This is a genomic window from Methylobacterium sp. CB376, assembly GCF_029714205.1.
Lineage (GTDB): Bacteria > Pseudomonadota > Alphaproteobacteria > Rhizobiales > Beijerinckiaceae > Methylobacterium.
In genome coordinates this window covers 7040862-7065492 of sequence record NZ_CP121648.1, presented here as the reverse complement: position 1 = coordinate 7065492, position 24631 = coordinate 7040862, and the positions used below count along the sequence as shown (strand labels likewise).

The 24631-nt window shown below is 69.1% G+C and carries 12 protein-coding genes; 1 reads left to right on the top strand and 11 read right to left on the bottom strand.

Going from position 1 to position 24631, the window contains the following annotated elements; genetic code table 11:
- Positions 1-65: 65 nt before the first annotated feature.
- The 3 genes from QA634_RS32525 to QA634_RS32515 all read right to left on the bottom strand — a co-directional run bounded on the left by QA634_RS32525 (position 66) and on the right by QA634_RS32515 (position 10399).
- The gene (locus QA634_RS32525) at positions 66-2132 is read right to left on the bottom strand and encodes a response regulator (protein WP_012336077.1); all 2067 of its coding nucleotides are present in this window, start codon (positions 2130-2132) and stop codon (positions 66-68) included.
- 11 nt (positions 2133-2143) lie between these two features.
- Positions 2144-7957 (bottom strand): HAMP domain-containing protein, encoded by a 5814-nt coding sequence (locus tag QA634_RS32520; RefSeq protein ID WP_012336076.1) that lies wholly within the window; start codon positions 7955-7957, stop codon positions 2144-2146.
- Positions 7958-8473: 516 nt separating this feature from the next.
- Positions 8474-10399, bottom strand: a complete 1926-nt coding sequence (locus tag QA634_RS32515) for a hypothetical protein (RefSeq protein ID WP_012336075.1) — start codon at positions 10397-10399, stop codon at positions 8474-8476.
- Positions 10400-11043: 644 nt separating this feature from the next.
- Between QA634_RS32515 and QA634_RS32510 the strand changes: the two genes are divergently transcribed.
- Positions 11044-12993: an adenylate/guanylate cyclase domain-containing protein gene (locus QA634_RS32510; protein ID WP_043701831.1), complete on the top strand. Its 1950-nt coding sequence runs from the start codon at positions 11044-11046 to the stop codon at positions 12991-12993.
- A gap of 31 nt (positions 12994-13024) precedes the next feature.
- Here the strand turns inward: QA634_RS32510 and QA634_RS32505 are convergent, their stop codons facing one another.
- The 8 genes from QA634_RS32505 to QA634_RS32470 all read right to left on the bottom strand — a co-directional run bounded on the left by QA634_RS32505 (position 13025) and on the right by QA634_RS32470 (position 24156).
- On the bottom strand, positions 13025-15919 hold the full coding sequence (locus QA634_RS32505) for a molybdopterin oxidoreductase family protein (protein WP_012336073.1): 2895 nt from the start codon (positions 15917-15919) through the stop codon (positions 13025-13027).
- 418 nt (positions 15920-16337) lie between these two features.
- Positions 16338-16676 carry a cupredoxin domain-containing protein gene (locus tag QA634_RS32500; protein WP_018263332.1) on the bottom strand — a complete coding sequence of 113 codons (339 nt, stop codon included), beginning with the start codon at positions 16674-16676 and terminating at the stop codon, positions 16338-16340.
- The gene (locus tag QA634_RS32495; RefSeq protein WP_012336071.1) at positions 16673-17194 is read right to left on the bottom strand and encodes a DUF4142 domain-containing protein; all 522 of its coding nucleotides are present in this window, start codon (positions 17192-17194) and stop codon (positions 16673-16675) included. Before QA634_RS32495 ends, QA634_RS32500 begins: the two co-directional genes overlap by 4 nt.
- A gap of 80 nt (positions 17195-17274) precedes the next feature.
- Entirely contained in the window at positions 17275-17952 is a 678-nt protein-coding gene (locus tag QA634_RS32490; protein WP_012336070.1) for an RNA polymerase sigma factor, read from the bottom strand.
- Between the two features lie 423 nt (positions 17953-18375).
- Positions 18376-18870: a hypothetical protein gene (locus QA634_RS32485; protein WP_012336069.1), complete on the bottom strand. Its 495-nt coding sequence runs from the start codon at positions 18868-18870 to the stop codon at positions 18376-18378.
- A gap of 1288 nt (positions 18871-20158) precedes the next feature.
- A complete protein-coding gene (locus QA634_RS32480; RefSeq protein ID WP_012336068.1) occupies positions 20159-21484 on the bottom strand; it encodes a dicarboxylate/amino acid:cation symporter in 1326 nt (441 codons plus the stop codon).
- A gap of 137 nt (positions 21485-21621) precedes the next feature.
- Positions 21622-23037 (bottom strand): aspartate ammonia-lyase, encoded by a 1416-nt coding sequence (aspA, locus tag QA634_RS32475; RefSeq protein ID WP_012336067.1) that lies wholly within the window; start codon positions 23035-23037, stop codon positions 21622-21624.
- 219 nt (positions 23038-23256) lie between these two features.
- Positions 23257-24156 (bottom strand): LysR family transcriptional regulator, encoded by a 900-nt coding sequence (locus QA634_RS32470; RefSeq protein ID WP_012336066.1) that lies wholly within the window; start codon positions 24154-24156, stop codon positions 23257-23259.
- Positions 24157-24631: the final 475 nt, after the last annotated feature.

Here is a 24631-nt window from a genome sequence, read left to right as displayed (position 1 = left end):
TCGCGGTCGGCCCGGCGGTTGCGCGCGCCTGCACCGCTGCGCGCTCCTGCACCGCCCCGCCCGCGCTAGGCCGGGATCGCGGCCTCCGCCTTGGGTGCCACCAGCCCCGCCAGCTTCTCGATCAGCTCCGACGTCCGGTAGGGCTTCTGCAAGGTCACGAAGCACTCCGTGTCCTGACCTTCCTTGAGGTACCCCGAGGCCAGCACGATCCCGATATTGGGCCAGCGCTGCCGCACGATGCGGCCGAGCTCGATCCCCGAGATGGTGCCGGGCATGTTCACGTCGCTGAGCACGAGCGCCACGTCGGAATTCTCCTCCAGCATGGCCACGGCCTCGTCGCCGTTTCCGGCCTCCTCGACGTGGAACCCGAGGGTCTTCAGGGCAGCTTTGGCGACCTGTCGCACCTCGGAATCGTCCTCGACCACGAGCACCGTCCTCCCCTCCCCGCTCACCTCGTCGGGGGGCGCGGCGCCCGGCGCCGCCGGGGTCCCGGGGCCCGCCTCGGCGAGGATCGGCAGGGACATCGTGAAGGTGGTGCCCTGCCCCGGCACGCTCTCGACGTCGATGTGTCCGCCGCTCTGCTGGAGGAAGCCGTGGACCATGCTCAAGCCGAGGCCCGTCCCCTTGCCCTCCGCCTTGGTGGTGAAGAAGGGCTCGAACACGCGCGCGAGCACCGAGGCCGGCATGCCGGTGCCCGTGTCGGCGACGGAGATCAGGACCGCGTCGGCGGCGCGGCCCGCGCGATCCGCCTCCCCGGCGCGTCGCACCGCGATGCTGAGATGGCCGCCCTCCGGCATCGCGTCGCGCGCGTTCACCGCCAGATTGATCAGCGCCGCCTCGAGTTGCGAGCGGTCGACGGATACGGCGGGCGGAGCGTCGCCGAGATCCAGGGTCACGCCGATGCGCTCGCCGAGGGTCCGCCTCAGCAGCTGCACCAGGCCGGGCATGAAGCTGCCGAGGTCGAGCGGCGCCGGCTGGAGGGGTGAGCGCCGCGAGACGGCGAGGAGCCGGCTCGTCAGCTCCGCGCAGCGCTGCGCCCCGTCGATGGCGTTCTGAACGCGCTGATGCGCCTTCTCGTCGGCGACGAGCGACTTCTGCAGCAGGTCGAGGTTGCCGATCACGATGCTCAGCATGTTGTTGAAGTCGTGGGCGACGCCGCCGGTGAGCCGGCCGACCGCCTCGAGCTTGGAGGCGTGCACCAGGCTCAGCTCCATCTCCTTGCGCTCGGTGATGTCGAACCACATCCCGAAGACCTCGCCGGGCGCGGCCTCCTCGCCCCGATTGGCCACGACCTGATCGAGGATGTGCCGCTCGCTCCCGTCCGCGTGGCGCCAGCGGTATTCCAGCGTCGCCGCGCCCGTGCGCCCGACCGCCCGCAGCGCGTCGAGCACCCGGTCGCGGTCCTCGGGGTTGAGCCGCGACAGCCAGAGGCCCGGATCCGCGAACGCCTCCGCGCCGAAGCCGCTGACCCGCTCGACGCTCTCGTTGGTGAAGCGCAGGCGGCGGTGATCCCCCTGGTGCGAGGCCGTGTAGAGGGCGATCGGGAGCCCGCGCAGCACGGCGGCCTGATGCGCGTCGCGCCGCCGCAGGGCCCGCTCGGCCTCCAGCTTCTCGCCCCGAACCCGCAGGTTCTCCAGCAGGAGCTTCTTCTCGGCCGAGGCCTTCAGCTTGATCTCCTCGGTCTTGCGGTGAAGGTCGACGAAGACGCTGACCTTCGACTTGAGGACGAGCGGCTGGATCGGCTTGAAGACGTAGTCCACGGCGCCGGCCGAGTAGCCGCGGAAGACGTGCATCTCCTCCCGGTTGTAAGCCGTCAGGAACAGGATCGGCACGCGCGACGAGCGCGAGCGGCTGCGGATGAGGGACGCCACCTCGTAGCCGTCCATGCGCGGCATCTGGACGTCGAGGAGGATCAGGGCGAAATCGTCCCGCAACGTGTGCCGCAGGGCGTCCTCCCCGGATTCGGCCAGGACGAGGTCGAGGCCTGGCTCGTCGAGGATCTCCGACACGGCGAGCAGGTTCCGCCGGTCGTCGTCCACGATCAGGATCTTCACCCTGATCGGCGGGAGGTCCGCGGCCGGGCCGCCGGCGGGATCCGGGCCCGGGAGGGCCGGCGCGCGGTCCTCGCTCATGGGGTCTCCGCTCATGGGGCGATCCCGGAGGTGTCCGCGCGGCCGTTGCCCCGGTGCGGAGCGCCGCCCGCGGCGTGGCGGCGCTGCTCGAGCTGCACGCGCAGGACCGCGAGCAGCTGATCCAGGTCGACGGGCTTCGAGACGTAGTCGGAGGCGCCGGCCTCCATGCACTTCTCGCGGTCGCCCTTCATGGCCTTGGCGGTCACGGCGATCAGCGGCAGGGCGCGGAAGCGCTCGTCCCGGCGGATCTCCCGCATGGTCTCGTACCCGTCCATCTCCGGCATCATGATGTCGACCAGCATGGCGTCGATGCTCGGATTGGCCTTGAGCAGCGCGATCCCGTCGCGCCCGTTCTCCGCGAAGAGGACGTCGAGGCCGTGCAGCTCCAGCGCGCTCGTGAGGGAGAAGATGTTGCGCACATCGTCGTCGACCAGGAGGATGCGGCAGCCCTGCAGCGACACCGGATCCCGTCGCTCGCTCCCGACCTGGCGCTCGCCGGAACCGCCGTCGATCGCCCGGTGCAGGAACAGGGCGGTCTCGTCGAGCAGCCTCTCGGAGGAGTGGCTGTCCTTCAGGATGATGGTCGAGGCGGTCTGCTTGAGCTGCTGCTCCTCGGCCTCGGTCAACTCACGGCCGGTATAGACGATGATCGGGAGCTCCTCGCCGTCCGGGGTGGCGCGGATCTGCTCGATCAGCTCGGAGCCGCCGAGATCGGGCAGCCCGAGATCGACGATCGCGCAGTCGAAGCGCCCGCCCGCCACCGCCTCCAGCGCGGCGGCGGCCGTGCTGACGCTGAACACCTTGACGTCCTCCTCGCTCAGCAGGGCGGTGATGCTCGCGCGCTGATTGTCGTCGTCCTCGACCAGGAGCAGGCTGCGCACCGGCCGGGTGATGAACTCCTTCGACCGTTCCAGCGCCCTGAGCAGGCCCTCGCGGTCGACGGGCTTCTCCAGGAAGCCGAAGGCCCCGGCCCGCAGCCCGCGCTTCTTCTCGTCGTTGACCGAGATGACGTGGATCGGGATGTGACGGGTGCGGACGTCGTTCTTCAGGTGGTCGAGGAGCGCCCAGCCGTCCATGTCCGGCAGGCCGATGTCCAGGGTGATCGCGTGCGGCTTGTAGCGATGGGCGAGCGCGAGCGCCGCCGCCCCGTCCTGGGCGATCAGCCCCTTGAAGCCCCGCTCGCGGGCCAGTTCGAGCAGGACCGACGCGAACATCGCGTCGTCCTCGACGATGAGCACGATGTGGTCGCCCGCCGCGATCGCGTGGCGGTCGTCCGCGGAGGAGGACAGCGCCATGGCGGCGGAGGCCGGCCGGATCGCCGGCTGCGACGCCCCGTTGCCCTCCTTGGCCTCGGCCGGGCGGCCCGCGGCCGCGGCCAGCGGCGGCTCGAGCGGCAGGAAGAGCGTGAAGGTGCTGCCCTGCCCGAGCCGGCTCGACAGGACGATCTCGCCCCCGAGCAGCCGGGCGATCTCGCGGCTGATGGCGAGGCCGAGGCCGGTGCCGCCGTACTTGCGGCTGGTGGTGCCGTCCGCCTGCTGGAACGCCTCGAAGATGATGCGCTGCTTGTCCTCGGGGATGCCGATGCCGGTATCGGTCACCGTGAAGGCCATCCACTGGCTGCCCGCGCGCAGCGGCGAGCCCTCGGCCGAGCCGAGCTTGAGCGCGACGCTGCCCTTCTCGGTGAACTTGAAGGCGTTGGACAGGAGGTTGCGCAGCACCTGCTGCAGCCGCTTCGAGTCCGTCCGCACGAGCCGCGGCAGGGCGGGGGCGACGTCGATCGTGAAGGCGAGCTGGCGCTCCTCGGCGAGCGGGCGGAAGCTGCGGTCGAGGTGGCCGGCGAGATCCTGGAGGTCGACGTCGCCGAGTTCGAGGGAGACCGTCCCGGACTCGATCTTGGACAGGTCGAGGATGTCGTTGATCAGGGACAGCAGGTCGGAACCGGCCGCGTTGATGGTCCTGGCGAATTCCCGCTGCTTGTCGCTCAGGTTCCCTTCCCTGTTCTCGCTCAGCAGCTTCGAGAGAATGAGCAGGCTGTTCAGCGGCGTGCGCAGCTCATGGCTCATGTTCGCCAGGAACTGGGACTTGTAGCGGGAGGTCAGCGAGAGCTGCTCGGCCTTCTCCTCGAGGGAGATCTTGGCGATCGAGACCTCGCGGTTCTTGCCCTCGACCTCCTTCTTCTGGATCTCCAGGAGACGCGCCTTCTCCTCGAGCTCCTCGTTGGTCTGCTGCAGGCGCTCGCGCTGGCTCTTGAGCAGGTCCTCGGATTGCTGCAGCGAAGCGGCCTGGGTCTCGAGGCGGTCGTTGGTCTTCTTCAGCTCCTCCTGCTGGCTCTGCAGCTCGCTGGTCAGCAATTGCGACTGCGCCAGCAGGCCCTCGGTCCGCATGTTCGCCGCGATCGTGTTCAGCACGATGCCGATCGACTCGGTGAGCTGGTCCAGGAAGGATTGATGCGTCTCGCTGAAGCGGCTGAAGGAGGCGAGCTCGATCACGGCCCGGACCTCCTGCTCGAACAGGACCGGCAGCACGATGATGTTGATCGGGGCCGCCTCGCCGAGGGCGGAGCCGATCGTGATGTAGTCGCCCGGCACGTTGGTGAGCAGGATGCGCTTCTTCTCGTAGGCGCATTGCCCGACCAGCCCCTGGCGCAGGCGGTAGCGGTTCGACAGGTTCTTGCGCTCGGTGAAGGCGTAGCTCGCCACGAGGTCCAGCACGGGCTCCGCGCCGTCGCTCTCCATCATGTAGAACACCCCGCGCTGAGCGTTCACCAGCGGCGCGATCTCGGACAGGATCAGGTTCGAGACCGTGGCGAGGTCGCGCTCGCCCTGCAGCATGCGGGTGAACTTGGCGAGGTTGGTCTTCAGCCAATCCTGCTCCGCATTCTTGAGCGTCGTGTCGCGCAGGTTGCGGATCATCTCGTTGATCGTGTCCTTCAGCGAGGCGACCTCGCCGGAGGCCTCGACCGAGATCGAGCGGGCGAGGTCGCCCTTGGTCACCGCCGTGGCCACGTCGGCGATGGCGCGCACCTGGGTGGTCAGGTTGGCGGCGAGCTGGTTCACGTTGTCGGTGAGGTCGCGCCACAGGCCGGCCGCCCCCGGCACCCGCGCCTGGCCGCCGAGCTTGCCCTCGACGCCCACCTCGCGCGCGACGTTCGTCACCTGATCGGCGAAGGTGGCGAGCGTCTCGATCATCTCGTTGACGGTGTCGGCCAGGGCCGCGATCTCGCCCTTGGCGTCGACCGTGAGCTTGCGCTTGAGATCGCCCTGCGCGACCGCGGTCACCACGCTGGCGATGCCCCGCACCTGCCCGGTCAGGTTGGCGGCCATCATGTTGACGTTGTCGGTGAGATCCTTCCAGGTCCCGCCGACGCCCTTCACCTGGGCCTGGCCGCCGAGCTTGCCCTCCGAGCCGACCTCGCGGGCGACCCGCGTCACCTCCGAGGCGAAGGAGTTCAGCTGGTCCACCATCGTGTTGATGGTCGATTTCAGCTCCAGGATCTCGCCGCGCACGTCGACGGTGATCTTCTTGGAGAGGTCGCCGTTCGCCACCGCCGTGGTCACGTCGGCGATGTTGCGCACCTGACCGGTCAGGTTCGCCGCCATCATGTTGACGTTGTCGGTGAGGTCCTTCCAGGTCCCGCCGACGCCGCGCACCTGAGCCTGGCCGCCGAGCTTGCCCTCGATGCCGACCTCGCGGGCGACCCGGGTCACCTCCGAGGCGAAGGAGTTCAGCTGGTCCACCATCGTGTTGATGGTCGATTTCAGCTCCAGGATCTCGCCCTCGACGGCGACGGTGATCTTCTTCGAGAGGTCGCCGTTGGCGACCGCGGTCGTGACCTCGGCGATGTTGCGCACCTGACCGGTCAGGTTCGCCGCCATCATGTTGACGTTGTCGGTCAGCCCCTTCCAGACGCCGCCGACGCCCTTCACCTGAGCCTGCCCCCCGAGCTTGCCCTCGGTGCCGACCTCGCGGGCGACCCGGGTCACCTCCGAGGCGAAGGAGTTCAGCTGGTCCACCATCGTGTTGATGGTCGATTTCAGCTCCAGGATCTCGCCCTTGACGTCGACGGTGATCTTCTTCGAGAGGTCGCCGTTGGCGACCGCGGTCGTGACCTCGGCGATGTTGCGCACCTGACCGGTCAGGTTGGCCGCCATCAGGTTCACGTTGTCGGTCAGGTCGGCCCAGGTGCCCGCCACGCCGCGCACCTGCGCCTGGCCGCCGAGCTTGCCCTCCGAGCCGACCTCGCGGGCGACCCGGGTCACCTCGCTGGCGAAGGAGTTCAGCTGGTCCACCATCGTGTTGATGGTGTTCTTCAGCTCCAGGATCTCGCCCTTGACGTCGACGGTGATCTTCTTCGAGAGGTCGCCGTTGGCCACCGCCGTGGTCACGTCGGCGATGTTGCGCACCTGACCGGTGAGGTTCGCGGCCATCAGGTTCACGTTGTCGGTCAGGTCGGCCCAGGTGCCGGCGACCCCCTCCACGCGCGCCTGGCCGCCGAGCTTGCCCTCCGAGCCGACCTCGCGGGCGACGCGGGTCACCTCGCTGGCGAAGGAGTTCAGCTGGTCCACCATCGTGTTGATGGTGTTCTTCAGCTCCAGGATCTCGCCCTTGACGTCGACGGTGATCTTCTTCGACAGGTCGCCGTTCGCCACCGCCGTGGTCACGTCGGCGATGTTGCGCACCTGACCGGTCAGGTTGGCGGCCATCATGTTGACGTTGTCGGTGAGGTCCTTCCAGGTCCCGCCGACACCCTCGACCTGCGCCTGGCCGCCGAGCTTGCCCTCGGTGCCGACCTCGCGGGCGACCCGGGTCACTTCCGAGGCGAAGGAGTTCAGCTGGTCCACCATCGTATTGATGGTCGATTTCAGCTCCAGGATCTCGCCCTTGACGTCGACCGTGATCTTCTTCGAGAGGTCGCCGCGGGCCACGGCCGTGGTGACCTCGGCGATGTTGCGCACCTGACCGGTCAGGTTCGCCGCCATCATGTTGACGTTGTCGGTGAGGTCCTTCCAGACGCCGCCGACGCCCCTCACCTGGGCCTGACCGCCGAGCTTGCCCTCCGAGCCCACCTCCTTGGCGACGCGGGTCACCTCCGAGGCGAAGGAGTTCAGCTGGTCCACCATCGTGTTGAACGTCGACTTGAGGTCGAGGATCTCGCCCTTGACGTCGACGGTGATCTTCTTCGAGAGGTCGCCGTTGGCGACCGCGGTCGTGACCTCGGCGATGTTGCGCACCTGACCGGTCAGGTTGGCGGCCATCAGGTTCACGTTCTCGGTGAGGTCCTTCCAGGTCCCGCCGACGCCCTTCACCTGGGCCTGGCCGCCGAGCTTGCCCTCCGAGCCGACCTCGCGGGCGACCCGGGTCACCTCGCTGGCGAAGGAGTTCAGCTGGTCCACCATCGTGTTGACGACCTTGCCGATCCGCAGGAACTCGCCCTGGAGCGGCCTCCCCTCGATCTCGAGCTGCATCGTCTGGCCGAGGTCGCCCTTCGCGACGGCGCCGATGACCCGCGCCACCTCGGTGGTGGGCTGGACGAGGTCGCCGATCATCGCGTTGACCGAGTCGATGCACTCGACCCATCCGCCGGTGGCCGTCGGCAGCTTGCCGCGCTCCGCGATGCGTCCGTCCTTGCCGACCTTGCGCGCCACGCGGTCCAGCTCGCGGGCGAGGCTCTGGTTCAGCTCCACGACGTCGTTGAGCGCCTCGGCGATCTCGCCGTCGATCCCCGTGAGATCGAGGGGCAGCCGCACCGAGAAGTCGCCCTTTCGAAAGGCGCGCAGGGTCTTCAGGAGAAGCTTCGGCTCGAGCTGGGCGGTCGCTGCCGTCATTCGAACGCACCTTTGCACTGCGATGGCGCCGACCGCGCGGGGCGGCTTCGGCCTGGAGGCGGGGAACAGGCGGGCCGGCGGCCTGCATCGCGAGCTGATACAGGACCGGGTGTGAACCGTTGCCTACTTGATCGGGCAGCCCGCAGCCAGAGCGACAAGTGCGGGCCTCGGTGAGGCCACCTCCTAGAATGCCGGTTGCGTCGGAAATGTGGCTGGCCCAGCCAAAACCCGGAGGGTTCAGAAGACCAGCTTGGCCACGCGGCGCGGGTTCTGCGTTGGATTATTGCTCGCGCGGGCGATCCATGCGCCGGACGCATGAGGTTTTCGATCCCTCAACGGAGCCATTCGATCGGCGCAGAGTGATCGGGCCGGACGCCGCGGCGCGCGGTCGCGAACGGCGCGGTGCGCGCTCCGGCCCACCCTTCGCCTCGCCCCCACGTCCAGCGCTCACGAGGCGCGCGCCACGGGCGCGTCGCCCGGCGCGCCCTCGCCTCCCGCCGGCGGAGCGGCGGCCCATCAGTTGAACGGCGCCACGCGGCTGTTGTTCGCGTAGATGGCCGTCGACCCGCCGAGATTGTTCGTCAGAACGTAAGCCGATCCGCTCCAGGTCAGCGAGAGCTTGCCGGCCGCCACCGACGCGGCGCAGTTCGCCGACCCGCCGATCAAGAACGTCCTCGTCGTGGAGTAGAGCCACTTGCAGACGTTTCCGTAGGCGCTGTCCCGCACGACCAACTCGCCCGACCCGGTCGGCAGGGCGAGCGTGCCGCCGTTCGCGACGGTCTGGGCGGACGCGCTGGTGTCGATGTTCGGCGCGGCACTGATCGGACGCAGGGAGATCGTGTTCAGGAACGCGTTCGTACCGAACAGGGGCAGGGTCGTCGCCGCCTGCTTGGCGTCGTAGTTCCAGGCGCCGACGAGGATCTGCGAGCCGGTCCCCGGCGCCCGGAGGCCCTCGAAATGCGTCGGGGCAGCGATGGTCGTGCCCGTGTTCCACTGGCCGGCCAACAGCGTTCCGATCTGGACCCGCGCGTTCTGGCCGCCGACGTAGACGTGACTCTGACCTGAATAGGACAAGCTGGCGTCGCCGATCGACACGACTGCGTTGTTGCTGAGAACGGAGATCGTATTCGACTTCGATCCCGCGTAGTTGAGTCCGCTGGAGAACCCGACCAGGGAAGCGACCGACAAGTTGGCACCGGTCGCAGCGGGCTCAACGACGATCGACGCGAACGAGTTGTCGCAATCCAGTGCACTGATCTGCGCATTATAGAGAGTTCCAGGCGGATAGGATCCGTCAGGGCCGCCGGAGAAATGTTGAACATCCAGGCACTTTGCGCCGCCATAAACGAAAACTTTCTTGATGACGAGATTGTCGGCGCGACCAACCTGCAGCGCGACCATGTTGTTATTCGTATATAGGAGAACATTGGTGTTGTTTGACCAGTAGGGCCAAAGATGCATGTCGTCGATGACCGGCGTGTCGTAGGCGCTCTCAATGTTGACGCCGATCTGAAGCGGCTGGCCTTTCAGGCTCTTGATGCGCGATCGGTCCCCCTTCGAGAAGTAGATGCCCCTGGTCGAGTTGAGGATCGCGACATCGAACTCGACTTCCGCGTTGTAGATCGCGAAGTCGTAGTCGCACGCGCACGGGGCATAGGCGCCCGCGCCCGGCCGCGGCTGGTCGCGAAAGGTACCGACGCCCTCGATGTGGTTGCCGTTCGAGAAATGCTGCGGCGAGATCCCGCCGGCCGGCTGCAGGATGAAGCCCTTCCCGGCGTGCGCGAGGTGGAACCAGAGCCCCTTGCCGGGCGCCTGAGGATCCGCCGCGCCGGTATTGGCGCCGTCGGTCATCTCGACGCCGGGGCCGCGCAGGTTCAGGACGCCGCTGCCCGTGATCGTGCTCGTCAGCCTCAGCACGCAGTCGCCGGGCTGCGTCAGCGTGCGCCGGAGGGCGATGGCCGCCGTGATCGCTCTCTGCACCGCGCCCGTGCTGTCGGCCGCGTTCGTGCAATCCGCCCCGAACAGGGAGAACGTCAAGGGCTGGCCCTTGTCGAGCGTCCAGCAGCCCGGCAGCACGGCCGACTGGACCTGCGAGCCGCCGTCGCCGCCGGAGATGGAGCACGGGGACGAGGAATAGGTGTAGACGCCCCGCCCGCCATCCCCGGCCGCGGCGTAGCCCTGGCGGATGACCGGGGCGGTGCCGGCGAACAGCGTCGCGAGTTCGGCGTTGCTCGCCACGTGGGGCGCGAGCGAGCGCGCGAGCGAGCCGACGGTCGCGTTCGGGTTCGGCGTGACCTTGAGGCCCGACACGTCGCAGGCTTTCCCGGACACGCAGGCAACCGCGTCCTCGACGGTCAGCGCCTTGAAGTGCGAAGTGGGTTGGTCCGCCGCCTGGACGAGGGCAGGCGCGAGCGCAAGGAGCGCGGCGAGGAGATGTCGCATCGGGATCCTCAAACTGACCGATGGGGGGGAGCTTCCGATGTTCCGCGAAGCCCGCCCTGGTCGGGAGAGGCGTGTCGCAGAATCGGGCTCGGGACGCACGGGGCACGTCGCGGCGGCGCCCCTCGCCTCGCCCGACGACCGAGGTGGCCGGGACCCCGCCGCTCCTCGCGGACAGGAGGCGGTCGGCAGGCCCGTCGCGGTGGCCTCGCGGCGGATGACGCTTCACCGCGGGGCGTGACGACGCCCGCGGCGGTTCCGGGGCGTGCCGCGAGGCATCGCCGTCGTTGCGCCGGCCGCGGCCGGGACGCCGATGCTCACCGAGCCCGCCCGCGGCGGCCTCGTCCCGCGACAGCCCCTTCCGGCCGCGGCGGCGTGCCCCGGTCCGGAGCCGGTCCTCTCACGAGCGCCGGAGAACACGGCCTATTGCGGCGCCCACCCCCGCGTCACCCCTCAGAGGGCAATCGAACCGAACGCAATCAGAGTGCGCAAGGCAGTCTTTCGAATAGACTCCGCTCACGATGCGAGAAATGAGAAGCGAATTGCTTGGTTGAGGACTATATGGCTTTCTCGGACGACGTTGCGCAGCAACGGAGGCGGGCATGCTCAAGGCTCAGCGGTATGGGGCCTCCCATGCGGAGCGACGCTTGGCAGCCGTCCTGTCCGCGGACATGGTCGATTACAGCCGGTTCATGGGCGCCAACGAGGAGTGGACGCTCGCCCGCCTGCGGTCCCTCCGCCGCGACCTCATCGATCCGGAGATCAAGCGCCACGGCGGCCGGGTGGTGAAATCCACCGGCGACGGCATTCTGACCGAGTTCACCAGCGTGGTGGAGGCCGTCCGTTGCGCCGTCGAGATCCAGCACGGCATCGGGACCTGGAACGGGGACGTGCCGGAGACGCGCCGGATCGCCCTGCGCATCGGCATCAACGTGGGGGAGCTCGTCGTCGAGCGCGACGGCGACATCTACGGCGACAGCGTGAACATCGCTGCCCGGCTGGAGGCGATCGCACCGGCGGGCGGGATCGCCCTGTCGCGGGCCGCGTACGAGCAGGTGCGCGGGCGGCTGTCCTACCCCGTCGAGGAATGGGGCGACCAGTCGCTGAAGAACATCGACCGGCCCGTCTTCGTGTTCGTGATCCGGCCCGAAGCGATCACGCAGCTCCCGAGCCAGGCCGAGCCGGCCGAACCGCGCGCGGTCCTCCCGCGCGGCAGGGCCCTCTGGCTGGCCGGCGCGCTGCTGGCCGCGGTGGGATGCGTCGCGGTCGCCCGCCTCCTCGCGCCTGCGCGCCCGGTCGCGCCGGTCCCCGAGACCGTTGCGCCGATCGGAGCGGACGCGACCCTCGCGGCGCTCGAGGAGCCCGCCCCCGCGCGGCGCCGCGGCCCGGCCCCTCGGCTCTCGATCGTGGTCCTCCCCTTCACGAACCGCGACGGGGGAGAGGCGTTCGACCTGCTCGCGGAGAGCATCGCGTCGGACCTCACCTCGGACCTGTCCCGCATCGATGGCAGCTTCGTCATCGCGCCCAGCACCGCCCTGGCGTGGCGGGACAGGCACGCCGACCGGCGCGACCTCGGACGGAATCTGCGCGTGCGCTACGTGCTGCACGGCAGCCTCCACCACGTCGGCGCCCGCGTCCGGATCAACGCGCGCCTGACCGACACCGAGACGGGCGCGGAGGTCTGGGCGGACCGGTTCGTGAGCGAGGCGTCCTCGATCGCCGAGACCGAGGAGGAGATCGTCGCTCAGCTCGCGCGGGCCCTGAGCATCGAGCTGACCGAGGCCGAGCTGCGCCAGTTCGAGCGGGAGCGGCCGAGCGCTCCCGACGCCGCCGACCTGGCGGCCCAAGGCTGGTCGGTTCTCAACCGGCCGCTGTCGCGGGAGAGCCTGCTGCGGGCCCGGGAGGCCTTCGAGCAGGCGCTCGCGCGCGACGGCGAGAGCGTGCGGGCGCGCGTCGGACTGGCCCGCACCCTCGCGCTCGCGGCGAATTTCGGCTGGTCCTCCGCGGCGTCCGACGACCTTGCGCGGGCCGAGCGCCTGATCGACGGGGCGCTCGCCGCGCGGCCGAACGAGGCGATGGCCTATTGCGTGAAGGGCGAGATCCTGAGGGGACGCCGGCAGTACGAGGAGGCCATCGCGGCCCATCAGGCGGCGATCGCCCGCAACGCCAACCTGGCCCCGGCCTACGGATCGATGGCGAATGCCGTGCTCCAGCTCGGCCAAGCGGACAAGGCCTACGCGCTCGCGGAACGCGCGGTCCGGCTGAGCCCGCACGACCCTCTGCTGAGCCTCTGGGCGGCGACGCTGTGCGAGGCGGCCGAGCGTCGGACGATGCATGCGGCGGCGATCACCTGGTGTTCGCGGTCGTTGGTGGCGCCCTCGCCCCAGCCGGTCCTCATCTACCTCCATCTCGCCTCCGCCTACGCGGAGACTGGCCGGACCGACGAGGCGCGAAGGTCGATTGCGCAGCTCCTGGCCCTCCGACCGGGCTATACGATCGGTCGCTGGCGCGAGGAGAGCCGGTCGGCGCGTCCGGAGGCCGTGCACCAAGGCGATTACCTCGCGGACGGGCTCCGCAAGGCTGGTCTGCCGGACTAGGGAGTTCCTGCCCCGTGCAACCGCGCGTCGCTCACGAGGGCACAACCAGGGCCTGAGGCGCCGCCTGCTTGATGCGGGTCAGCAGCCACGAGCGCTGCCGATTGTTCTGTCCATCCACCCGCTCCACGAGGCGCCGCATCTCCTCATCCCGCAGCCCCTTCGCCGCCTGATCGAGCACCACCAGGGATGCGTGCGTCTCATTCGCCAACAGCCAGCAATCGTGCAGGTCGCGAACCAGCCCGAGACCGGTTCGCTTGAGCGGCGGCTGGACAGCGTCGCCCAGCCGGTCCGGCTCCGTCTCGCGCGCCTCGCCGTAGCGGGCGATCAGCCCGCGCAGGGCCTCGAGCTCCCGCCGTGACCAGTCCGCCAGCATGTGGCACTCGTTGAAGATGTCGGGTTCTGCCCGATGGGCTTCGGCAACCTGCGCCAGGGCCCGCGCCAGCGCCCGCTCGCTGCCCTCCAGCAGGCCCAGGTATTCCTGCACGTGCTGCCGCTCAGGCGCCACGACGGCGCCCACAGCCTGGACGGCGTGCTTGGCGCGCGCGAGCAGTCCGGGAGCCTTCGAGACCTCCGTGTCCGGCTGCTCGCTGCTGGGCTGTGCCACCCGCGTGAGTGCCACGGCCGCATACTTGTAGTGCGGCTGCTTGGAGACCGTGTCCCACTCGAAGATCGTGAGCTCGTTGGCGGCCCGCGCTCGGCCCGGCTCGTCCCAGTAGCCGTAGTGGAACGGCACGAAGACGCGTCCCGGCTCTATCCCGCCGACCCGGGCGGTCACCTCGATCTGGCCGCGACGCGACGTGATCCGAACCCAGTCGCCCTCGCCGATCCCGAGAGCGGCCGCGTCGCGTGAGCTCACCTGCACGAAGGCGTCCGGGGCCGCGGTCGCGAGTTCCGGTGCGCGACCCGTCTTGGTGCGGGTATGGAAGTGGTGGACGAGACGACCCGTGCTCAGCCAGTACGGATAGGCCTCGTCCGGCTCCTCGTGCGGCGGCTGGTACTCGGCCGGTTTGAGGAGGGCGCGCCCGCCCGGGTTGCGCGCCTTGTACTCCTCCGGCGTGACGACCGCTCCGGTGATGAGGTCGTGCCCGAAGCTCTCGCAGACCTCGGGCGAGGTGGGGAACACCCCGTCCTCGTAGATCCGGTGTTTCCCGTCCGGGAACCGCTCGTTGCACGGCCAGGGTATTCCGGAACCACCGGTCAGCTTGGCGTAGGAGAGGCCCGTGTAGTCGCACGGACGACCTCGGGAGCAGGCCTTCCACGCCTCGAACGCGCCCTCAGGGTCGCTCCACTTGATCAGCGGCGCACCATCCTTGTCGCGCAGCCGCATGCGCCGGGCGTAATCGAGGAAGATGTCGAGGTCGGACCGCGCCTCGCCCGGCGGGTCGATGGCCTTGTGGGCGATGTGCACCGTGCGGTCCACGTTGGTGAAGGTCCCGGTCTTCTCGCCCCAGGCGGCCGCGGGCAGAACCACGTCGGCGAGTTCGGTGGTCTCCGTGGGGAAGATCTCGTTGACGACCACGAACAGGTCCGGGTTGGACAGGATGGACCGGATGCGCGCCAGGTCCGGCAGCGTCACCGCCGGATTCGTGGCCTGGATCCAGAGCATCCGGATCGAGAGCTGCTCGGCGTAGCGGAAGATCTGCAGCGCGTGCGTGGGCGGTGCCCAGTGCGGGATGATTCCGGGATCGACGTTCCAGAGGCGGGCGAGCTCCGCGATATGCTCGGGATTGTCCCAGTTGCGGAAGCCCGGCAGGTCGCCGTCAGCACCGGTCTCGCGCGTGTTCTGAGCGGTGGGCTGACCGTTCATCTGCAGGATGCCGCAGCCGGGTTTGCCGACCAGGCCGCGGATCAGGTTGAGGTTGTTGACCTGACAGGCCGCGGCGGTGGCCTGCATGGATTGGTAGACGCCCTGCAGCACGGTCGAGACCAGCGTCTCGGCTTCGCCGAGGATGCGCGCAGCCGCGACGAGGTCGCCTGCCGGTACGCCCGAGAGCTGTTGGACCCGCTCGGGTGTGTAGGCCTCGACGGTGTGCCGAAGCTGTTCGAAGCCGACCGTGTGCCGTGCGATGTACGCGCCGTCGATGTGGCCGTTGGCGATGATGAGGTGAAGCAGGCCGTTGAGCACGGGCACGTTGCTGCCCGGCTTCGGCTTGAGATGGAGGTCGGCCTCGCGCGTCGTGGGGGTGTCCCGCGGGTCGATCGCGACGAGCCGGGGCGGCTCGGGTCCGCGTCGGCGGTCCAGGATCCGCATCCAGAGCACAGTGTCGGTCTCGGCCATGTTGTGGCCGACGTGCAGGATGCAGGCGGTCTCGTCGATGTCGAAGTAGGAGCCGGGCTGTCCGTCCGAGCCGAAAGTCTCCTTCAGTGAGGCGGCCGCGGTGGCGGTGCACAGGCGGGTGTTGCCGTCCATGTGCGGCGTGCCGAGTCCGGCTTTGCCGATCACCCCCAGCGTGTAGTACTCCTCGAGCATGAGCTGGCCCGAGGTGTAGAATCCGATCGCGCTGCCGGTGTAGCGCGCGATGATCTCCTTGGAGCGCTCGACCACGAGGCCCATCGCCTCGTCCCAGCTCGCCTCGACGAGGCGGCTGCCTCGGCGGATCAGCGGCGTCGTCAGCCGGTCCGCACTTGCATTGGCGCGCCAGGCGTTCAGGCCCTTGGGACCGAGCCGACCGCGGTTGACCTCGTCGGCGGCACGCCCGCGCACACCGACGATGCGTCCATCCTTGACGGCGATGTCGAGGCCGCACCCGTTGGAGCAGAGAACACAGGCAGATTGCACCCACTTGCCGGGTTCAGCGACGAGGTGTTCGTCGACGCGCACGGGCCACGCGTGCTGCCCGTGGAAGGGGGTGCGCTCCCCCCAGATGTCAGCAGCACTGTCGCGGGTGCGCCGTCCGGTCGGGGCCTGATCGTTCAGGTCCTCCAAGTCTCGCCCACGCTCTGCTGGCATCGTCCCCCCCCCACGCGACGGCGGCTGATCACGCGCTCATCACCCCGATTCTGGCCGGGAGCTCCCGACGAGCGCGGCAGAAGTGGCGCGCACAACCGCTTAGCCAGCCCGATGGCACAAAACCTGCTGCTCCTGAGCGGGTTCCGAATTTCCGCACCTGTGCCGGGCGCGGATGGCACGCAGGCGTACATTCGCCGGCGAGCGCGCTCAGCAGCCGATGCCGGTGATCGCCGCCGGCGGTTTGATTGGAACGCATCCGACATACGGACCCGGACGGATCCGGGTCCGAGCGCTCGTGGAATCGTTCATGACGGTTCGACCATCTTGCCGGAGCGAGGACATCTCGCGTGAAGACATGACTCGCTGATTCCGATGCCGCAGCGTCGAATTTTGCTCAGGGTGCCGAGTGGATGGACATCCGCCCGCGCATGGCCGGATGGTAGCGACAATAGTACTCGATCTCTCCAGCTCGGATGAGAACGATGTGGCCAGTTCCCTCGGGCGGAATGGCCACATCCCATGTCTCGTCGCGTGCCGTTGCCGTGTGCGCAACGAAGTCGCGGCTGACCCACTCGACGGTGTCGCCCACGCGGGCAGAAACCTGCGCCGGCACGAAAGCAAGGTCCTCAACGCGGATCCTGATCGTCTCCGCTACGGCCGAGGACAACGGGCAGGTCGCCAAACCCACAAGCCACGCGAGCCGAATCTTAAGCCTCATGGCCCACCAGTTCATTTCAGCGCCTGAACGACATGCTCGGCATGCTGCTCGTGCCCTTGAAAGATCTTCAGCCCTGTACGCAGCAGATCTTTCAAGTCGGGATTGCTCGCGGCAGGTATGAGTGTGCCCTCAAGCGCGCCATTGACAGTTTTGTGGTAAGCCACCTCGTTTTCTGCATACGCCTTGTCAAACTCGGTGCCGGCGAGCTTCTTCAGCGAGGCCTCTTTTTCATCGGCCTGCTTCATCAGGGCCCGGCTGGTGTCATTGTCCTGCGGTGTAACGTTGAGCTTTTTGACCAGCCCGAGCGCCTTCTCGTTCACGGCTTTGTGGTCACGCACCATGTCCTCCGCAAAGGCGCGCACCTCCTTGTTCTTGGACTTCTGCAGGGCGAGTTCGGCAGCCTTGATGTCGATCTGTCCTGCCGTGTAGGCGATGTGGGCGATCTGGGCGTCGTTCGGCGGCGTGCCTTGCGCAGCAACCACGACCGTGCCGAGGGCCAGGGCGGCCAGAGCTGCACTTCCTCTGATGAGCATCGCGTCCCTCCATGGCTGGGCTCAGGAATTGCCCTCCTGAGCGCACTTGGATGCGGAGCGCGTGGAAAGGTTCCCGCACTTCACGTGAGGCCGAGCCGCTCCAGCACCGCGTCGGTCAAACGCGCGCAGCGGACGCCCGCGAACGGAAACGCGTCCGCCAGGACGGGCCCTATCTGCTCCTCCAGATCGCGTTTCAGCAGCAGCCGTGCGCGGTGCAGGCGGGTCCTGACCGTCTCCGGCCTGAGGCCGAGCAACTCCGCGGTATCCTCGGTGCTCAGGCCTTCCACCAAGCGTGCGATCAGCACCGTGCGGAACGCGTCGGGAAGCCGGTCGATGGCGAGCTCAAGCAGGGTGCGGATCTGCCGCTGCGCCATGAGAGCTTCCGGGTCGAGTTGACCGCCGACGTCCGGGAACGGAATGATCTGGGCGCCCGTCGTGGGCGCCGCGACGGCACTCAGATCCAGCGTCGGGCGGCGGTGCCGCAACCGGCCGAGCGCCTCGTTGATGACGATGCGGGCCAACCAAGTGCCGAGGCGCGCGTCGCCGCGGAAGCTGCTCAGGTGGGTGAAGGCGCGCGCATACGCCTCCTGCAGGACGTCCTCGGCCTCGCTGTCGTCGCGGACGATGCTGCGCGCCATCCGGTACAGGCGCCGGTTCTGCTGCTGGATGATCAGCCGGATGGCGGCGGGGTCGTGTCGGCGCGCGCGTTCGAGGAGCGTTGCCTCGTCGGCCGAGAGCTGAAGGGGAGGCTCGATCATGGCGTGACTGCCAGCTTCCGCGGGTGGGCATTCGATGGCGCCCAAGCCGACATTCGATGGCGCCCAAGCCGAAACGTTCCCGTGCCAGCGATTCATACGCCGGGGTCGGGTTCGCCGCTCGCCCCGCACGTCCAGGACACGACCGATTCCTCGCGGCCAGGGCAGCTGCGTCCGCTGACGTGCGAGCACAGCGCGGCGGCGGATGTCGGGGGACCGCGTCGACACCGAACGTCCGGACGGCCCTTGAAACCGGACGTTCCCTCCACCCGCTGCCGGGGGCCGCTTCGGGTCACGGGTTCGCGTGCACGGATCCGACTGCCGGTTCGGAGGCGGCCATGGCATCCAACCTGCCTCGGTGGCGCGGACGGAGCGCAAGGATGCGTGATCCATCGTGCGCACTCGGACGCTCCGACCGAGATCGGATCATGAGCTTCCGCCGGGCCGCCGTTTGTTCAGGCTGCCGCCCTCGTACAGGATGCGAGGATGGGGCTCGGCGAAACTGACGCCGAGGTCGAACCTGGCCGAACCTGCCTTGCGCGTGCCGCGGCTCGGATTGCTGATCTCGAAATCGATCGTCGAGCGCGCTGCGCACTTGCGTGCCGGCGCATTGCAGATCACCCGCATCGTCCCGGGACGATGCACGTACTGGCGAACAGGCCACTGCTGGATCGCGCGCCGCTTCTCTGCCATGAGCTGAGACTGCGTGTAACGCTGCCCGTAAAACATGACGGTCGGACCGTACATGTAGGGCACCCCTGCGACCGGGCCGGCTTGGTTCGACGACCAGATTTGAAGGTACCGCTCAGCGATGAAGGCGGTGCGCTCCCTCATCTCGGAGGGACTCAATGCATGCGCCTCGATCGAGAGCACGCTGATGATGGCCGCGGCGGGCCACACGCGCTTGATCCCCTTCAGCATCGATGTCCTCCGGCTGGGAGCTTCGAGCCCTGATCCGGCGGGTTCCGGGGCGTCTCACCGGCACCGAGCTCGCCGCCGAGGCTTCCTTGACCACGGAGATCAGCTCGCGCGCTGCGCTCACGCGTCAGAAGCGCTCGGCCGGTCCCATGAGCCACCCCATCACGCCACCCGTCTCCGCCGCCGAGTAGTGCCGCTTCGGTTCGGGAGCCTCGTTCTGAGCTCGACGCCGAGGTCGCTGCGACGGGGTTGGATCGTCATCCAGCTGCGCATCGGCATGCTTGGTGACGCGAACCGGGACGATGCGGCGCGCCTCTCTGACTGCGGCAAGGCTGTGCCTGTCCCCCGTCGTGTTCAGAGGCAGCCGAGCCTCTCGGTGGCGCGGTTCCCGGTCCGTCGCAACGAGCCGCCTCGCCCCGGTCTCGGCCTGCTCGGCCGGGATCCGCGGTCTCGGATCCGCAGGCGCAGCTCCGCTCGCTGTCGCGGGCCGTTCCCTCGCCGCCTGAGGTGCGATGACGGGCTTGCCCCGGGATTTCTCGGCATGGGCTTGCTGGACCCGCGGCGCGTTGCTGCTCGCAACCTCGGAGCGCGGCTCAGGCGCTCTCAGCCGCGCGGTGTTGCTGTGAGGGGCCGCCCTACCCTCTGGCCCGCCGGCCTGCGCAACGGCTGGCGGCGTCTCGTCCTGCGCGTCGGCACCGGCCGCCCGCGACGGCCCGGGTCCGCTCTGGTGACCGGAATCCTCGAGCGTGAAAGTCAGGGGCGGACGGGTTTCGCGAGGTGCTGAGGCAGCGGGGCCGTGAGACCGAACGGGATCGGACCAGGCACGGCCTTCCACGCCCCGCGGGCCCGGCCGAGCAGCGGGCTGCACACGCTGCGACGCGCTCGGTTGCCCGCCCCCTGAGAGGTTGACCACGGCGAGGGTTGCGATCACTCCGGCAGCAAACGCAGCCCCAGCCCCATAAAGCGTTCTTGCAGAGCGAGCCATCTGCACTCGACCGAAGGCATGAGGGTGATCAGTGCAAACGGCCTGCCCTGAGAGTGAGTTCCGTCCGGGCTGCGCAAGGCGCCTGGCTCCGCGCCCTGAGCGCCGTCCCACGCGCCACGCGCGTCGCCGTCGCGAAGCTGCTCGCCGGCGACCGCTTCACATCGGAGAGCGGACGCCGGCGGCTCGATCCGGGAAGGCCCGCTCGGGGTCGGGCCCGCCCGGGGTCGGGCTCGGTCATCCTCCCGCATGGCGGGCCGACGACCGAGCCGGGTCAGCCTGTCCGGCCTTGCCGGTTCGAGCTCAGGGTCAGGCTGCCTCGGTCACGAGCGCTTCGGCCACGGCGCGATCCGACGTCCGACCCCGTCCCTCCGGGGACGCGGTCTCCTCGAGCTCGCCTTGCCACTTGGCGACCGCGGCGGTGGCAAGCCCGTTGCCGAGGACGTTCGTGACAGTGCGCCCCATGTCGAGGATCTGGTCGATGCCCATGATCAGCAGGATGCCGGCGGACGGCAGGCCGAACATCGGCACGGTGGCGGCCACCACCACCAGCGAGGCGCGCGGCACCCCGGCGATGCCCTTGCTCGTCACCATCATGACGAGGAGCATCATGACCTGCTCGGTGAAGCCCAGCGGGATGCCGAAGGCCTGGGCGATGAACAGAGCGGCGAGCGCCTGATACATCATCGAGCCGTCGAGGTTGAACGAGTAGCCGAGCGGCAGCACGAAGCCGGTGACGCGGGGACGCACGCCGAACCGGGCCAGGACCTCGATGGTGCGCGGAAAGGCGGCCTCGCTGCTCGCCGTCGAGAACGCGACGATCATCGGCGCGCGCAGCAGGCGCAGCAGGTGCAGCGTGGCGCGGCCGAGCACCAGCCAGCCGGCCCCGATCAGGAGCGCCCAGAGGACCGCGAGCCCGACGTAGAAGCTCACGATGAACTTGCCGTAATCCAGGAGCACGCCGAGACCCTGGACGGTGACCACCGCCGCCATCGCCGCGAACACCGCCAGCGGCGCGAGCCGCATCACCGCGTCGGTGACCTTGAACATCACCCGCGCGAGCCCTTCGAGGAGATGCACCATCGGGTCCGCGTAGCGCCGGTCGATGGCGCTGAGGCCGAAGCCGAAGAAGATCGAGAAGACCAGGATCTGCAGCACCTCGTTGCCCGCCATCGCCGAGACGATGCTCGTCGGGAAAACGTGGGTGAGAAAGTCGCGCAGGTTGAGCGAGGCGGCCTTCAGGCCGGTCTGTGCCCCCGCATCCGGCAGCGGAAGGGCGAGGCCCGCGCCCGGCTGGAACAGGTTGGCGGCGATCAGACCGAGCGTGAGCGAGACCAGCGAGGCGGTCAGGAACCAGCCCATGGCGAGGCCGGCGACGCGGCCGACTGAGCGGGTGTCGCCGAAGCTCGCGATGCCGGCGACGATCGTGGCGAAGACGAGCGGCGCGATGATCATCTTGATCAGGCGCAGGAAGATGTCGGTCACGAGGGTGAAGTGCGCGGCGAGCGCCTTGGCCTCGTCCGGCGACGTCGCGTGCCCGTGCAGCACCGCGCCGACCGCGATGCCGAGCACGAGCCCGATGCCGGTATAGAGCGTGAGGCGGCCGGATCTCGGAGCCGCATCGACCTGAGTCATCGGGGTATCCTCCCTTGGGTATTGCCTTGGATGGTGCGTGGAGGACGCGCGGGCATCGGCCCGCGCATCGGCGTGCGGGATCCCTCCACTGGCGCGGTGGCGCGGGATCCCGGACCTCGGATGGGGCGAACCCTGGATCAGGAAGCGATCGCGGCCTGCGGGCGGGTCAGCCGCCCGGGCTGGAGCACCGCGTCGAGCTGGTCCTTCGCCATCAGGCCCTTCTCCAGGACCAGTTCGTAGACGCCGCGGCCGGTGGCGTGCGCCTCCATGGCCACCGCGGTGGCGTTGCGGTAGCCGATATAGGGGTTGAGCGCGGTGACGATGCCGATCGAGTGCTCGACGCTCAGCCGCAAGCGCTCGCGGTTGGCCGTGATGCCGCGCACGCAGTTCGCGTCGAGGGCCCGGCAGGCCGCTTCGAGATGCGCGAGGCTGCGGAACAGGCTGTAGGCGATCACCGGCTCGAAGGCGTTGAGCTGGAGCTGGCCGGCCTCGGCCGCGAAGGAGATCGTGACGTCGTTGCCGATCACCTCGAAGGCGACTTGGTTGACCACCTCCGGGATCACCGGGTTGACCTTGCCCGGCATGATCGAGGAGCCGGCTTGGCGCGCCGGCAGGTTGATCTCGTTGAAGCCCGCCCGCGGCCCCGAGGAGAGCAGGCGCAGGTCGTTGCAGGTCTTCGAGAGCTTGACGGCGACCCGCTTCAGCACGCCCGAGAGCTGCACGAAGGCGCCGCAATCCTGGGTCGCCTCGACGAGATCCTCGGCCGTGACGAGCGGGATGCCGGTGATCTCCGCGAGGCGGTCGCGCACCAAAGCCGCGTAGGCCGGATGCGCGGTAATGCCGGTGCCGATGGCGGTCGCGCCCATGTTGATCTCGTGGATCAGGAGTTCGGCCTCGCCGAGCCGCGCCTCGTCCTCGCCGAGCATCCGCGCGTAGGTGCCGAATTCCTGGCCGAGCGTCATCGGCACCGCGTCCTGGAGCTGCGTGCGGCCCATCTTGAGGATGTCGGCGAACTCCGTCGCCTTCGCCTCGAAGCTGCCGCGCAGGGACGCCATGGCGGCCACGAGGCGCCGGATCGACCCGGCCGCGGCGATCTTCAGGGCGGTCGGGTACACGTCGTTGGTGCTCTGGCCCATGTTGACGTGCTCGTTCGGGTGCAACTGCCCATAGGCGCCGCGCGCGTGGCCGAGGAGTTCCAGCGCCCGGTTGGCGATCACCTCGTTGGCGTTCATGTTGGTCGAGGTGCCGGCGCCGCCTTGGATCAGGTCGACCACGAACTGGTCGTGGAGCGCCCCGCCGCGGATCTCCTCGCAGGCCGTGACGATCGCCTCGCAGCGCGCGCGGTCGAGAAGGCCGAGCTCCTGGTTGGCGAGCGCCGCTGCCTGCTTGATCGCGGCCAGCGCGCGGATCAGGTCCGGGCAGCTCGCCAGCGTCGTGCCGGTGATCGCGAAGTTCTCGACGGCGCGGAGCGTGTGGATGCCGTAATAGGCCGCCTCCGGCACCTCGCGGTCGCCGAGAAGGTCGTGCTCGGTGCGGGTCGTGGCTCTGGACACAGCTCTCTCCTCGCGCGCGGAAGCGTTTCCAGCGCGCCGTTGCAAGCGGACGGGCAGGACGCCGCGGCGGCCCCTGGGCGGAGCAGCGCGCGGGTCTTCGGGGGATGGCGGTGGAAGCCCGCGTCGCGTGGGCGGAAGATCGCCGCGACGACTGCATTCACCGTGAGCGGCGGGATAATCCCGGACGCGCGCCGGCGCCAATGCTAAGGAGGACCAGGGTTATTCCGGTTCGGAATAGTTTGTCGCGAGCATCCCCGCCGCCTCCCAGACGGCATTGAGGAAGGGCCGGGCGCGCTCGCCGCTGCGGTAGAGCCGGATCTCCATCGGCATCTCGGGGCTGACCAGCCCGAGCGCCCCGGACGCGATCTCCGCGGCGACGAGGCTGCGGGGCAGCCATGCGACGCCGTGGCCCGCGAGCGCCATCGAGCGCAGGGCCTCGGCCATGGAGTTCTCGTTGGTGTGGACCGGATAGGTCGGGGGTGCGCCTTCCCGCGCCTGCGCGATCGTGGCGAGGCGCCCGAGGAAGGAGCCGCGGGAATATTGCAGCAGGGGCAGCCGCCCTTCCCCGTCGGGAATCAGAGCGTCCGGCGCGGCGACGGCCGCGAGGCTGTCGTGTCCCACCGTCCGGTAGGGATAGCGCGTGGGGTCGAGCGGGATCGGGATGCCCGGATGGTGGTAGGTCAGCAGGAGGTCGTAGCCGCCCTCGACCAGCGCCTGGACGCAGATGTTGAAGTTCTCCGGCAGGACCCGGCTGCCCACCGGCCCGACCGCGGCCCGGATCGCGCCGAGCCAGCCCGGCAGGAAGGACAGGCAGAGCGAGTGCAGCGCGGTGATCGTGACCACCGGGAGGCTGGAGCGCTCGCTGCGGGTGCGGAACTCGGCCCGGCTCAGAGTCAGGAGGCGCACCACCTCCTCGGCCGTCTCCAGGAACTGGCGCCCGTCGGCGGTGAGCGTGATCGGGTAGGTCGAGCGGTCGAGGAGCACCGTGCCGAGCCAGACTTCGAGGGAGCGGATGCGTCGGCTGAAGGCCGATTGGGTCACGTGCCGCTCCTCCGCGGAGCGCGAGAAGCTCCGCGTTTCGGCGAGGCTCAGGAAATCCTCGATCCACTTCACTTCCATGGCCTGCTTTCGCTCGCGAAGGATCCACGGCCACGGATCGCTGCCGCCGCGGCGTTCGATTCCAACGGCATCCTCTCATGTGTGATCCGGAATGCGGTTGATCAAAGCGGATTCCGGATCACGCGCCCGCGCGGCGCTTGAGCGAAGCCCCCATCCGCCATCCCGAAGGGATCGAGCGGATCATGAGCCCGCGCGGCGCTTGAGCGAAGCCCCCATCCGCCGTCCCGAAGGGATCGGGCGGATCATGAGCCCGCGCGGCGCTTGAGCGAAGCCCCCATCCGCCGTCCCGAAGGGATCGAGCGGATGGGGATGAGACGGCGCATTCAACGGGCCGGTGGGGTGTCCGGCGTCCGCTCGGCGCCGACCTTCGACCAAGGCCGCCGGAACGCCGGCTCGCCGCTCGACAGCGCACTTCCGCAGCCAGCGATTGCCCCCTCTTGCCCGCCGCGGCAGGATCATGTCCTTGGAAAGACGG

Excerpts from the sequence above, each read along its gene's own strand:
- QA634_RS32525 (WP_012336077.1), bottom strand. The coding sequence starts at position 2,132 with ATGAGCGAGGACCGCGCGCCGGCCCTCCCGGGCCCGGATCCCGCCGGC.
- QA634_RS32520 (WP_012336076.1), bottom strand. The coding sequence starts at position 7,957 with ATGACGGCAGCGACCGCCCAGCTCGAGCCGAAGCTTCTCCTGAAGACC.
- QA634_RS32515 (WP_012336075.1), bottom strand. The coding sequence starts at position 10,399 with ATGCGACATCTCCTCGCCGCGCTCCTTGCGCTCGCGCCTGCCCTCGTC.
- QA634_RS32500 (WP_018263332.1), bottom strand. The coding sequence starts at position 16,676 with ATGAACTGGTGGGCCATGAGGCTTAAGATTCGGCTCGCGTGGCTTGTG.
- QA634_RS32495 (WP_012336071.1), bottom strand. The coding sequence starts at position 17,194 with ATGCTCATCAGAGGAAGTGCAGCTCTGGCCGCCCTGGCCCTCGGCACG.
- QA634_RS32490 (WP_012336070.1), bottom strand. The coding sequence starts at position 17,952 with ATGATCGAGCCTCCCCTTCAGCTCTCGGCCGACGAGGCAACGCTCCTC.
- QA634_RS32485 (WP_012336069.1), bottom strand. The coding sequence starts at position 18,870 with ATGCTGAAGGGGATCAAGCGCGTGTGGCCCGCCGCGGCCATCATCAGC.
- QA634_RS32480 (WP_012336068.1), bottom strand. The coding sequence starts at position 21,484 with ATGACTCAGGTCGATGCGGCTCCGAGATCCGGCCGCCTCACGCTCTAT.
- QA634_RS32470 (WP_012336066.1), bottom strand. The coding sequence starts at position 24,156 with ATGGAAGTGAAGTGGATCGAGGATTTCCTGAGCCTCGCCGAAACGCGG.